Genomic DNA, 12,112 nt, shown 5'->3' on the forward strand with positions numbered 1-12,112 from the left:
ACGCGTTTGATACGGGGAGTCGTTATGTTTAAAGGTTTTATTGTTTCGGTGATCGGTGCGCTTCTAGGGGGTCTGCTCGCCTTGGGGACAGCGCAGGCCGCCGAGCTGGATGTCGTGGCGACCAGCTCAAGTATGGGCGCGCTGGCGCGCACGGTCGGTGCCGGACGCGCGCAGGTCACGGTGTTGGCCTCGCCGGATCGCGATCTGCACGTGCTCCAAGCCAAACCGACCATGATTCGCGCGCTGCGCGATGCGGATCTGGTCGTCGCCGTCGGCGCGGAGCTCGAGGTCGGCTGGCTGCCGGTCGCCATCGCCAGCGCCGCCAATCCGCGGATCCTGCCGGGCCAGGCGGGCTATTTCGAGGCCGCGGCCCAGGTCGATCTGTTGGAAGTCGGCTCGCCGGCGGACCGCGCGCTCGGCGATGTCCATCCGGTCGGCAACCCGCATGTGAACATGGATCCGGTGCGGATGGCGATTGTCGCCTCCGCACTGGGCGAGCGCATGGCCCTGCTCGATCCGGATGGCGCCCAGACCTATCGGGCCAATGCGCGGTCCTTCGCCGCGGCGACGGAGCAACGCATGGACGCGTGGCAAACCCGGCTGGCGGACACGCCCGGCGTGGTCCTCTATCATCGGGATGCGCTCTATCTGCTCGATCGCTTCGGGGTACCTCTGCTGGGCACCATCGAGGAGATCCCGGGCGTACCGCCGACGGCCCAGCAGATCAAGGACCTGTCCGAACGTCTTCAGGGTCGATCGGGTGTGATCGTCTATGCCCCCTACACCTCGGCGCAGGCACCGGAGCGCCTGGCCAAGGGCCTGGGATGGGACACCCGCCGTCTCACGCTCGACCCGCCGATCGGCGCCGACGGGAGCGGTTATCTCGACCACATCGACCTCTGGGTGGACACCCTGTCCCAATCTCGGTGAGCGGCCCGCTGCTGCGCGTGGAGGGTCTCGTGGCCGGCTATGGTCGGCCCGTGGTCGGGCCTGTCTCGCTCGACGTCGCCCCGGGGGATGTCGTGGGTCTATGGGGTCCGAACGGGTGCGGCAAATCCACGCTGCTCAACGCCATTGCCGACCGCGCCGACCTGCTGGCCGGACGCATCCTTCGGATGCCCGGCCTGGTCATCGCCTATCAGGCGCAGCAGCCGGTCCGCTTGCCGAGCATGCCGGTGACCGGGCGCGAGCTGTTGCGCTGTGCCGACGCATCCCTGCATGACATGCCCTTGGCCATCGATGCGGTCTTGCGGCAGCGCATCGACCGCTTGAGCGGCGGTCAATATCAGCTCCTGTGCGTCTGGGCCGCCATCGCCGGTCGGGCCGATCTGATCCTGCTCGACGAGCCGACCAACAACCTAGACCCCACGCGGGAGGCCCTGCTGATCGAGATGCTGACCCCGAGCCGACTCGCCCGGCGCGACGCGAGCGGTGCACAGCCCCGACCGGACCGGGGCGTGCTCGTCGTCAGCCACGAGCGGCGCTTTCTCGAGGATGCCTGCTCGCGGATGATCGAGATCCCATGAGCGCGCTCGATCTCTTTCTGGATCCCTTGTTTCGCCTGCCGCTGATCACCGGGATGACCATCGCGCTGGTCTTGCCCCTGATCGGGGCCTTGCTCCTGCTCCGCGATGAATGGCTGGCCGCACTCGGACTGGCGCACCTGGCCGCCGCGAGCGCACTGCTGGGACTTGCCGTCGGGCTGCCCGCGGTGCTCGGTGCACCGCTCGGCGCGCTGGCCGGTGGCGCGGTCAAATCATTGACCGCAGCGCGCGGGAATCTCGCCTACGGATTCATGATCCTGTTCGGGTGGTCGGCGCTCTTTCTGATCGCGGCCAACACCAGTCTCGGCGCGACACTCGGGCATGCGCTCGTCGACGGTCAGCTCTATTTTGCCGGGGCACTGGAGCTGACCGCCGCACTCGCGCTCGCCGGACTCGCCGCGGCCGCCCTGCCCCGACTCGTGCCCCGGCTGCTGCGCGCGCGTTTCTTTCCACACGACGAAACCGCCAACCGCCTGCCGGCACACCGCTGGCACCTGAGCTTCGACCTCTTGACCGCACTGGCGATGGCGATCGGCACCGCGACCGTCGGTTTGATGGGTGCCTTCGCGCTCGTCCTGGCGCCGGCCTGGATCGCCTTTCGCATTGCGCCGGGCTGGGCCTGGACGCTGGTGATCTGCAGCCTGATCGGCGGCGGCGGCTATCTATTGGCCTACCTCGCGGCACTGGCGCTGGACCAGCCCTTCGGTCCGGTGCTGGTGGCGGTGCTGATCACGCTGGCCGCGACGGTCGAGGGAGGGCGAGGTTTGATCGGCCGAAGACGTCTCGTGCGCCCGCGGCAGGTGCGTTGAACCGCGTCCAGAGCGAGATGCTCACGTTCGAATGAGCTCGACGTTCGGTGCATCCATAAGCCTTAGCATGGGACGCGGTTCAACATGATCTGTTTTTTAATATTCTAAACCGCGCCGGCTCCAACGCTCGTCAAGTCTGCCGAGGCCGATCCCATCCAAAATCACCGCAAACCGCGCTGGGCGCGGTTTAGCAGCCCGCGTCCTCGGAGAGCATTTCGAGGGCGCTCTTGATCATGCCGTGCGCACGATAGAGACCGACGAGCGTCTTGGCGTCGGTGATCTCGCCGTCGTTGCACCAATCGAGGGCCTGCGCCAAAGGCAGCCAATGGACCTCGATCAGCTCGTCCTGCTCATGAGCGAGCGGCTGGCGGGTCAGTCCGCGGGCCATCCAGAGGTGAATCACCTCGGTGAAGACCCCCGGCGAACTGTGCATCGGCCCGAGATCCGTCCAGTCCTCCGCGGTCAGGCCGGCTTCTTCGGCCAATTCGCGGGTCGCCGTGTCGCGCGGCGTCTCGCCAGGATCGATCTTTCCCGCCGGAAGCTCCCACAGCCAGCCGTCCGCGGCGTGCCGAAACTGACGCAGCAGACAGACGCGGTCCTGCTCGTCCAAGGCAACCGTTGCAGCCCCGCCGGGATGGCGGATGATCTCGAGCTTCACCTCGTGCCCGGAGGGCATGGCGACAGTCTCGAGGGCGACGTCGACCACCCGTCCTTGGAAGACAGGCTCGCGTTTCAGGATCCGTGCTTCGGTCATGGGAGATTCCTCGAATCTGGTCAATTTGGAAACGACCGCCGGCAGACCTTACACTAAACCGCGTCCGGATTTTGTCGTTGTCGTTGTCGTTGTCGTTGTCGTTGTCGTTGTCGTAATCGTAATCGTAATCGGATTCCGGACGACAACGCGCATAGCTTTCGCGTACTTTCCTTGGTTCCGGTTCTGCCGGAAGATCCTTTCCCGGAAATCTCCTAACGCTCCGAGACCGATCCGACAAGGCGAATCGGCCAACCGCAGGGACCCCGCATGTCGACTCAGAATCCGCTCATCCTCGCGTTCACCTTTGCCGTCTACTTCGCCGTGGTCTGGATGATCGGTTGGTATGCCTATCGGCGCACCCGGGATCTATCGGACTTCATCCTCGGCGGGCGGCGACTCGGCAGCGGGGTGGCCGCATTGAGCGCCAGCGCCTCGGACATGAGCGGCTGGCTGCTGCTCGGTCTGCCCGGATTCGCCTACGCCGCCGGCTTGGAGTCGATCTGGCTCGCCGGCGGACTCTTGCTCGGCACCTGGGCGAACTGGCGCCTGGTCGCCGCCCGTCTGCGCGTCTTCAGCATGTCCTACGGCAACGCGCTGACACTGCCCGAATATTTCGCCAACCGATTCGACGACCGGGCCGGATGGCTGCGCGGCATCGCCGCCGTGTTCATTTTGCTGTTCTTTCTGCTCTATACCAGTGCCGGCTTGGTGGCCGGGGGTAAGCTCTTTCAGTCGGTCTTCGGGTTGCCTTACGTCTGGGCCGTAGCGATCGGTGTCGTGTCCATCATGGTCTACACCGCGGTCGGCGGGTTTCTGGCCGTCTCCTGGACCGATGTCCTGCAAGGCATCCTGATGGCGGTGGCCCTGGTCGCCGTGCCCTTGGTGGCCGTGTCGCAGATCGGCGACACCACATTGGCGCTCGAGGTGATCGAGGCCGCCAACCCGAACCTCCTGGATCCCTTCACCCGCGCCGACGGCAGCGCACTGGGCCTCATCGGCATCCTCTCGCTGGCCGCCTGGGGCCTGGGATATTTCGGTCAGCCGCACATCCTCGCGCGATTCCAGGCGATCGCCTCGCCGCGAAAGGTCCCGCTGGCCCGCTGGATTGCGGTCACCTGGGTCGCGGTTACGCTTGCGGGCGCCACCTTGACCGGTCTTGCGGGCATCCTGATCATCGAGCAGCCGCTCGCTCCCGAGGCGCGCGAGACCGTCTTCATCCTGCTCGTGGATCTGCTCTTTCATCCGTTGATCGCGGGTTTGCTCCTCGCCGCGATCCTGGCCGCGATCATGAGCACCGCCGACTCGCAGTTGTTGGTCTCCTCGTCCACCTTCACCGAGGACCTCTATCGCACCCTGCTGCGGCGCAAGGCCGGGGCGCGCGAGCTGGTCGCCGTCGGTCGGATCACGGTCGTCGTGATCTCGGTCGCCGCCTTTTGGCTGGCGCTCGACCCGGATGCCATGGTGCTCGATCTGGTCGCCTACGCCTGGGCCGGCTTCGGTGCGGCCTTCGGCCCGGCACTGGTCCTCTCGCTGTATTGGCCGCGCATGACGGGGCTCGGCGCGCTCGCCGGGATCCTGGTCGGCGGCTTGACCGTCTTGGGATGGCGGCAGCTCCAAGGCGGACTGTTCGACCTCTACGAGATCGTACCGGGCATCCTCTTCGCGACGCTCGCGATCGTCTTGGTCAGTCGCGCGGACAAGAGCAAACAGGAAAGGCTCGCCGCGCGCTTTACCAAGGTCGAGGCCGAGCTCAAAGCACCGCCGGCATGAGCGAGCAGCCCGCGACACCCAACGCCGGTCCGCCGATGCGCGATTGGGATAACCTCGGCGCCGAGGAGCAGACCGCGCTCTTGATCGAATATGGTTATCATCTGGAGCAGCTGCCCCCGACCTGCGATCTCCGCACCAAAGTCGAGCGTCTGCGGGAGTGGCTTCAGGGCCGCGGGATCCGCTACTCGCGCAAGGCATGAGAGTGTCGATGAAGGACGGTGGCAAAAGAAGGCGACAAAGGGTCACCCCGTCATAGAGCCGTCATCAATCGTCAATAGAATGCGCGTCAACCCCACTCGCCGGGTCAAAAACCGACCCACCGCTGGTGGACTGCGCTGCGCTTGTCCACCCTACCGACGCGATTCACAACACCATGACCACTATTCTTGTCGTCGACGATGAACCGGATATTCGCGAGGTCATGCGTTTCGCACTCGAAAACGCCGAATACCGCGTGATCGAGGCATCCCATGCGGACGAAGCGCGCAAGCTCCTGACCAACGAGAGCCCGGACCTGATCCTGCTCGACTGGATGCTGCCGGGACGCTCCGGTCTCGAGCTGGCCCAACAGCTCAAGCAGAATCCGAAAAGCCGCGCCGTGCCCATCATCATGGTCAGCGCCCGCGGCGAGGAGGAAGACCGGATCAAGGGTCTCGATACCGGGGCGGACGACTATATCGCCAAGCCCTTCTCGCCGCGCGAGATGGTCGCTCGCGTGAAGGCGGTTCTGCGGCGCGCGAAGACCGACGAGCCGGCGGACGAGATCGATGTCGGGGGTCTGCGCATCGACAACATCAGCCATCGCGTCACCGCCGAGGGACGACCCGTCGACATCGCCCCGACCGAATACCGCCTCCTGCATTTCTTCATGACCCACGCCGATCGCGCCTTCAGCCGCTCGCAGCTGCTCGATCACGTCTGGGGCGATCAGGTCTATGTGGAGGAGCGCACGGTCGACGTGCATGTCCGCCGCCTGCGCAAGGCGCTCGAGACGTCCGGCCATGACCGACTGCTCCAGACCGTGCGCGGTGTGGGCTACCGCTTCTCGGACAAGACCTGACACGATTGGCCGGCAAGCCACACCCACGGGGAGAGTCCTGGCGTCATGCCCTGTCGTTCGAGGTGTGGCTGCTCGCGGCCACGGTCGTCCTGTGCATCACGCCCTGGCTGATCGCACCCCAATGGGCTTGGGTCGGAACACCGCTCCTCGCCGCCTACCTGCTGCGCCAGCTCTACCTGCTCACGCGTCTCGCGCTGCTGATCCGGCGTCACCACCGGCTGATCCCGCCCTTTCCGCGCGGACTCTGGGGCGAGATCTATCGCAGCATCGCGCAGTATCAGCAACGCGGGCGCAAGGGCCGCAAGCGCCAGATCCGCTTTACCCGTCGCTTTCGCGAGGCGGCCAACGCGGTCCCGGACGGTCTGGTCATCCTCGACAAACTGCATCGAGTGGATTGGGCGAACCCCGCCGCAGCGGCCTTGATGAACGTGCATTGGCCCGAGGACGACGGGCGGCCTCTGTTCGAGATCCTGACCCATCCGGATCTGAAGGACTTCGTGGAGACCGGCGAATCCCTGCGTCCGATGGATCTCGCCCCGGAGCACAATCGCGCCCTGATGCTGTCGCTGCGCATCACCCCGTTCGGCGAGCGCAAGCGTCAGCGGCTCGTGGTCGCTCGCGACATCACCAAGATCTATCACCTGAACATGATCCGGCGCGACTTCGTCGCCAACGCGTCGCATGAGTTGCGCACGCCCTTGACCGTCATCGCCGGCTTCCTCGAGAGCCTGATCGACGCCGCGGCCACGCCGCCGAATCATCGTCGCCCCTTGACCCTGATGCACAATCAGGCCGAGCGCATGCGCCTCATCATCGAAGACCTGCTGACACTCTCGCGCCTGGAGATGCACGAGCACCCGGAGGTGCAGGAGCGTGTCGATGTCCCGGACGAGCTGCATCTGATCCTGCAGGAGGCGCATGCACTGAGCAACGGCCGGCACGCCTTCTCGACCGATATCGACGAGAATCTGCTCTTGCTCGGGAGCGCGCCCGAGCTGCGCAGCGCCTTCTCCAATCTTGTCTTCAACGCGGTCAAGCATACGCCCGACGGCACCGAGATCCGCATCCGCTGGGCGGCATCGAGCGACAGCCTGGCGCTGCACATCCAGGACAACGGACCCGGCATCGAGCCCGAGCATCTGCCGAGGCTGACCGAGCGCTTCTATCGGATCGACAAGGCCCGCTCGCGCGAATCCGGAGGCACCGGACTGGGTCTCGCCATCGCCAAGCACATCATGAATCGGCACGATGCACGCCTGCTGATCGCGAGCCAGATCGATCGGGGCTCGACCTTTTCGTGCGTCTTCCCGCGCGCTCGGGCGATCCTCCGAGAGGAGACCGAACAGGAGACCGCACCTCGCGCATTGCCCCACCCGACGGCCGAGGTCCGATCGACCTCGGGGTCGGATACGGCATGCCCGCACCTGAACACAGATGAGCGCTCGGCCGCTTGTTGATGCGGGCGCGCGGGCGTAGGATCTACACCGCGTCTAGAGCGAGATGCTCACTTTCGAGTGAACTCGACGTTTGGTGAATCCACGACCCTTAGCGGGGGACGCGGTGTAAAATTTTATATTTTTTAATCTCTTAAACCGCGCCGACTCGAACGATCGTCAAGTCTGCCGGGGCCGACCCCATCCAAAAACATCGCATACCGCGCCCCGGGCGCGGTTTAACGCCGGTCGAAACAGCTCCCGGAGGATTCGCTGATGAACGACTTGAGCAAAGGTCTCGCCATCGGCTTTGCCTTGGTCTTCGCCGGCCTGTCCTCGGCGGCGTGGTGCGCCGATCTCGACGAGATCTTGGAGCGCGGCGAATTGCGTCATCTCGGCATCAAATATGCCAACTTCGTCACCGGCTCCGGCGACGGCTTCGACGTTGAATTGGTCAAGGGCTTTGCGCAGGATCTCGGTGTCGACTACGTCCTCGTCGACACCAATTTCTACAACGTGATCCGCGATCTGTTGGGCAAGGATGTCGTGCGCAACGGCTCGGAGGTCACCCTCGAAGGCGACTACCCGGTCCGCGGGGACATGATCGCGGCCGGGTTTACTGTGCTCCCCTGGCGCGAGCAGGTGCTGCTGTATTCACAACCCACCTTTCCGTCTCAGGTTCTCTTGGTGGCCCGCTCCGAATCCGAGCTCTCGCCGATCCCGGGTAGCACCGACCTATCCCGTGATATCCTTCAAACCAAGGACATGATCGGGTCGAAAAGCCTCTTGGTGATGGAGCGGACCTGTCTCGATCCGGCCAACTACGGCTTGACCGGTGCCGGGCTCGATCTGAAGTCCTATACCAAAAGCTCGAACCTCAATGAGATGGTCCCGGCGCTCCTCAACAAAGAAGCCGAGCTGACCCTGTTGGACGTCCCGGACGCCATTCTCGATCTGAAGAAATGGGCCGGGCATATCAAGGTCATCGGCCCCATCTCGGAGCATCAGGATCTTGCCGCCGCTTTCCCGAAGAGCGCACCCGCGCTGCGCGACGCCTTCGACGATTATCTCTCGAGAATCAAGGCCGATGGCACCTACGATCGCTTGGTCGACACCTACTACCCGGGCATCCGCCGCTACTTTCCGGGATTCTTCGACCGCGACTCCTGAGTCGGGCGTCGTCGGGGTGCTGCCGGCCCGATCGCGTCGCGAACCGCAAACATCGTCCGAGCGGGTTGACCCTGCAATGCCGTGCGAGCACACCTTCCGCGCTGCTCCCCGGGTCGACGCGCACAGCACCGCGGACCTCCGGCGATCCTCGCCAAGATGGCCTTGCTAGGTCGACTTGCCCCGCGCTGGCCGCTCCTGATCGCGGCCATTTTCTGCGTCTACACCCTGGTCCTGCTTTGGAATGTCTTCACGGCGCAAGATCTGCTGCGCTCCGCCGCGGACGCCCGATTGGTTGCGGACAGCCAACGTCGCGCGATCGCCGTCGCGGACTTCACCGCCGAGCGCCGCAACAGCGCAATCGACCTTGCCGCAAGCCATGAGATCGAGGCCTACCTGATCAATCTCGCCTTGGGCATGTCGCTGCAGTACGGATTGAACACCAATCTCGATGCCATCGAGCAGCGTTTTCGCCGACATCGCGAGCAGAAGACCCTGCGTGGGTCGCCCCTCTACCAACGGATCCTCTACCGAGACGAGCAGGGGGCAACGCTCGTCGACCTGCAACCCGAGATGCCGCCCGTCAATCTCCCGGACGGATTCGAGCATGAACCCAAGATCTCGATCGAAAACGACAGCCATCGGTTCGTCGCAAGCGCCCCGGTGGTCCACAAAGGGATATACAAGGGCGTCGTCGTCACCGTCGGCAGTCTCGATCCATTCGCCTGGCTGCTGATCGCAAGCGGGGACGAAGAGACATCCTCGGCACGCTATCAGGAGCTTCTCGTCGGACCGAACGGCCTGGTGATCGCGCCCCCGGGACCAAAAATCGGGATCGACGGCGACATGGCGCAGGCGCTTGCGCGCCTGCCCGAAGACACCCTGCTGCCGGTGGATGCAGGTCTGGACCGCCGATCGGACCGCCGATCGGGCCGTCGGGGGGACCGTCGAGGGGTCAGTCGAGCGGAACTCAAAGGGTGGCTGGCGGTGCGCAGCCCGGTCGCGGGTACGCCCTTATCGCTGCTCACCGTGATGACGGAATCCTCCGTCTACGGCCATCTGAGCTCGCAGCTCTTTCTCTACACCTTGGGTGCCTTTCCCTTCGTGCTGCTGTTTGCGGCGGTCGCCTTCGATCGCATGCGGTTGCGGGCGATGCTCTACGAGGAGAAGTATGCCCGATCGGATCGTCTGCGCGACCGCCTCGAGCACCAAAATCAACGCCTCTCCGAAGAGATCGCGCGCCGCGAGGCACTGGAGCAGGATCTGCTCGACAATACCCGTCGACTCGAAGAGATGGCGGAATCCCTGAAGACCAGCGTCGCGCGCGCCGAGGATGCCAGCCGCGCGAAATCCGAGTTTCTGGCGGCCATGAGTCACGAGATCCGAACCCCGATGAACGGCATCATCGGGATGACCGACTTGACCCTGGAGACCTCACTGACCGACGAGCAACGCGACTGTCTCGTCGTCGTGAAGTCATCCGCCGACGGCCTTCTGACCATCATCAACGATATCCTGGATTTCTCCAAGATCGAGGCCGGGAAGCTGGCGGTCGAGTCGATCGATCTCGACCTGCATGCCCTCCTCACCGAGATCCTGCGCTCCTTGCGGGTGAAGGCACAGGAGAAACCGCTTGAGCTTCTCAGCGAGATCGCGCCGGGCGTCCCGCGCCGTTTGATCGGCGACCCGGGCCGCCTGCGCCAGATCCTCGTCAACATTCTGAACAACGCGATCAAATTCACCGAGCAGGGCGAGGTCGCTCTGCAGGTGGATGCACGACCGATCGCCCAAGACCAGGTGGAGGTCCATTTCACCGTACGCGACACCGGGATCGGCATCTCGGCGGAGAATCAAAAACGCATCTTCGATGCATTCTCGCAGGAGGACGGCTCGATCACGCGCCGTTTCGGCGGCACCGGTCTGGGTCTGACGATCTCCAATCGGTTGGCTGCCTTGATGGGCGGGCGCATCTGGGTCGAGAGCACACTCGGAGAGGGCAGCACCTTCCATGTGACTCTTCCGCTCGGCGTCGGCGATACGAACGTCGCGGCGCAGCAACCGCCCGAATTGAGTGGAAAACGCGTCTTGCTGGTCGACGACAACGCGGTGAATCGCCGGATTCTCTGCCGCATGCTCGTACAGTGGGGCATGCGGGTCACCCAAGCGCGCGACGGTCGCGAATGCCTTACCATCGTCGCCGACCCGGATATCCGGGCGTTCGATCTGCTCCTGATCGACTACGAGATGCCCGATCTCGACGGTTTTGCGGTCGTCTCCGCGCTCGGGCGGGTCCCGAGCACGCCACCCTTCAAGAAGATCATGCTCTCCTCCGGGGTCATACCCGGCCATGCCGAACGCTGCCGAGACTTGGGTATCGACGCCCTCCTCGCCAAACCCGTCGCCGACGACGAGCTGCTGAAAGCCGTGCAAAACGCCTTGGGGGCGCGCATGCCGGATACGCCGCCCGAGGTACCGCCGCAAGCACCTTCGCCGCAGCAGCCCGCGAAGCCTCTGAAGATCCTGCTGGCCGAGGACAATCTGGTCAACCAGAAGCTCATGCTCCGACTTCTCGGCAAGTGGGGCCACGAAGTGACCCTGGCCCACAACGGCAGCGAGGCGCTGGAGCAGGTCGAGCGCGACACCTTCGATCTCATTCTGATGGATATGCAGATGCCGGTGATGGGTGGTTTGGAGGCGACCCGGCTGATCCGCGAGCGCGAGGCCGCCGACCCGATGTCGGCGCGCATCCCGATCTACGCCCTGACCGCCGCCGCGCTCTCGGACGAGCGCGCGGCTGCACTGGCGTCAGGTGTCGATGCTTATCTCACAAAACCGCTCGACCGGGCCGAATTGCTCGACCTGCTTGAGCGTCTCGCCACGGTGGGTGAGGAGAGAGAAGTGAGGAGTGAGAAGTGAGGAGGGAGAAGTGAGGAGTGAGAAGGCCGCTCCGGATGCGATTGAGTCCCTTACGCCGTAAGTCTTGAGCAAACCGTCGCAAAATTTGTCGTTGTCGTTGTCGTTGTCGTTGTCGTATCGATGGTCGATGACGACAACGACAACGAATAGAGCCTTCGGCCACTTTTCCCGTTCACGCGGCGCTGCCGGTAGATCCTTTTCCGGAAATCACCTGTCGAGGTGTGCGGGAGGTGTGCGACCGAGAAGGCACCGCGAACGCGGTGCCAGATGTGAACAGGATCAGCGAGAGGCCGCAGCGAGCGGAATGCGCTCTTCTTCCTGAGCGCCCTGCTCGTCTTGAAACGCTTGGTTGACGCGGTCCCGAAGCTCCTTGCCGGGCTTGAAATGGGGGACATGCTTCCCGGCCAAGGCGACCGAGTCACCGGTCTTCGGGTTACGCCCGATCCGGGGCGGCCGGTAATGCAACGAAAAGCTTCCGAAACCTCGGATTTCGATCCGCTCGCCGGTGGCGAGCGCCGTGCTCATGCGATCGAGGGTCTTGCGTACCGCCTCCTCCACGTCTTTGTAGGGAAGGTGGTCTTGCGCCGCCGCCAGAACGTCGATCAGCTCGGATTTGGTCATGGTGTCGACTCCTGGAAAAGGAGAAGGGGCCCGCACTA

General features: G+C 64.4%; 11 protein-coding genes. 9 read left to right on the forward strand and 2 right to left on the reverse strand.

Annotation, left to right across the window (positions count from 1 at the left end; all coding sequences use genetic code 11):
• The first annotated feature begins 24 nt into the window (after positions 1 to 24).
• The 3 genes from BDD21_RS02035 to BDD21_RS02045 are packed head-to-tail and all read left to right on the forward strand — an operon-like array spanning position 25 to position 2,353.
• Positions 25 to 930, forward strand: a complete 906-nt coding sequence (locus BDD21_RS02035; RefSeq protein WP_120795722.1) for a metal ABC transporter substrate-binding protein — start codon at positions 25 to 27, stop codon at positions 928 to 930.
• Entirely contained in the window at positions 927 to 1,526 is a 600-nt protein-coding gene (locus BDD21_RS02040) for an ATP-binding cassette domain-containing protein (protein WP_120795723.1), read from the forward strand. The genes BDD21_RS02035 and BDD21_RS02040 overlap by 4 nt, the downstream gene beginning before the upstream one ends.
• Complete coding sequence (locus BDD21_RS02045; RefSeq protein ID WP_120795724.1) at positions 1,523 to 2,353, forward strand: metal ABC transporter permease; 831 nt, start codon at positions 1,523 to 1,525, stop codon at positions 2,351 to 2,353. Before BDD21_RS02040 ends, BDD21_RS02045 begins: the two co-directional genes overlap by 4 nt.
• Positions 2,354 to 2,540: 187 nt before the next feature.
• On the opposite strand, the gene BDD21_RS02050 is transcribed toward BDD21_RS02045, so the two are convergent.
• Positions 2,541 to 3,107: an NUDIX hydrolase gene (locus tag BDD21_RS02050; protein WP_120795725.1), complete on the reverse strand. Its 567-nt coding sequence runs from the start codon at positions 3,105 to 3,107 to the stop codon at positions 2,541 to 2,543.
• Between the two features lie 267 nt (positions 3,108 to 3,374).
• Between BDD21_RS02050 and putP the strand changes: the two genes are divergently transcribed.
• The 6 genes from putP (at position 3,375) to BDD21_RS02080 (ending at position 11,453) form a co-directional block, all read left to right on the forward strand.
• The gene (gene putP, locus BDD21_RS02055) at positions 3,375 to 4,877 is read left to right on the forward strand and encodes a sodium/proline symporter PutP (protein ID WP_120795726.1); all 1,503 of its coding nucleotides are present in this window, start codon (positions 3,375 to 3,377) and stop codon (positions 4,875 to 4,877) included.
• Positions 4,874 to 5,077: a hypothetical protein gene (locus tag BDD21_RS02060; protein WP_120795727.1), complete on the forward strand. Its 204-nt coding sequence runs from the start codon at positions 4,874 to 4,876 to the stop codon at positions 5,075 to 5,077. Before putP ends, BDD21_RS02060 begins: the two co-directional genes overlap by 4 nt.
• A gap of 173 nt (positions 5,078 to 5,250) precedes the next feature.
• The gene (phoB, locus tag BDD21_RS02065; RefSeq protein ID WP_120795728.1) at positions 5,251 to 5,937 is read left to right on the forward strand and encodes a phosphate regulon transcriptional regulator PhoB; all 687 of its coding nucleotides are present in this window, start codon (positions 5,251 to 5,253) and stop codon (positions 5,935 to 5,937) included.
• A gap of 5 nt (positions 5,938 to 5,942) precedes the next feature.
• Entirely contained in the window at positions 5,943 to 7,394 is a 1,452-nt protein-coding gene (gene phoR / locus BDD21_RS02070; RefSeq protein ID WP_120795729.1) for a phosphate regulon sensor histidine kinase PhoR, read from the forward strand.
• A gap of 252 nt (positions 7,395 to 7,646) precedes the next feature.
• Positions 7,647 to 8,540 carry a transporter substrate-binding domain-containing protein gene (locus tag BDD21_RS02075; protein WP_120795730.1) on the forward strand — a complete coding sequence of 298 codons (894 nt, stop codon included), beginning with the start codon at positions 7,647 to 7,649 and terminating at the stop codon, positions 8,538 to 8,540.
• 156 nt (positions 8,541 to 8,696) lie between these two features.
• The gene (locus BDD21_RS02080; protein ID WP_120795731.1) at positions 8,697 to 11,453 is read left to right on the forward strand and encodes a response regulator; all 2,757 of its coding nucleotides are present in this window, start codon (positions 8,697 to 8,699) and stop codon (positions 11,451 to 11,453) included.
• A gap of 279 nt (positions 11,454 to 11,732) precedes the next feature.
• On the opposite strand, the gene ihfB is transcribed toward BDD21_RS02080, so the two are convergent.
• The gene (gene ihfB, locus BDD21_RS02085; RefSeq protein ID WP_120795732.1) at positions 11,733 to 12,074 is read right to left on the reverse strand and encodes an integration host factor subunit beta; all 342 of its coding nucleotides are present in this window, start codon (positions 12,072 to 12,074) and stop codon (positions 11,733 to 11,735) included.
• Positions 12,075 to 12,112: the final 38 nt, after the last annotated feature.

This window comes from Thiocapsa rosea (assembly GCF_003634315.1).
Lineage (GTDB): Bacteria > Pseudomonadota > Gammaproteobacteria > Chromatiales > Chromatiaceae > Thiocapsa > Thiocapsa rosea.

Excerpts from the sequence above, each read along its gene's own strand:
- BDD21_RS02035 (WP_120795722.1), top strand. The coding sequence starts at position 25 with ATGTTTAAAGGTTTTATTGTTTCGGTGATCGGTGCGCTTCTAGGGGGT.
- BDD21_RS02045 (WP_120795724.1), top strand. The coding sequence starts at position 1,523 with ATGAGCGCGCTCGATCTCTTTCTGGATCCCTTGTTTCGCCTGCCGCTG.
- BDD21_RS02050 (WP_120795725.1), bottom strand. The coding sequence starts at position 3,107 with ATGACCGAAGCACGGATCCTGAAACGCGAGCCTGTCTTCCAAGGACGG.
- putP (WP_120795726.1), top strand. The coding sequence starts at position 3,375 with ATGTCGACTCAGAATCCGCTCATCCTCGCGTTCACCTTTGCCGTCTAC.
- BDD21_RS02060 (WP_120795727.1), top strand. The coding sequence starts at position 4,874 with ATGAGCGAGCAGCCCGCGACACCCAACGCCGGTCCGCCGATGCGCGAT.
- phoB (WP_120795728.1), top strand. The coding sequence starts at position 5,251 with ATGACCACTATTCTTGTCGTCGACGATGAACCGGATATTCGCGAGGTC.
- BDD21_RS02075 (WP_120795730.1), top strand. The coding sequence starts at position 7,647 with ATGAACGACTTGAGCAAAGGTCTCGCCATCGGCTTTGCCTTGGTCTTC.
- BDD21_RS02080 (WP_120795731.1), top strand. The coding sequence starts at position 8,697 with ATGGCCTTGCTAGGTCGACTTGCCCCGCGCTGGCCGCTCCTGATCGCG.
- ihfB (WP_120795732.1), bottom strand. The coding sequence starts at position 12,074 with ATGACCAAATCCGAGCTGATCGACGTTCTGGCGGCGGCGCAAGACCAC.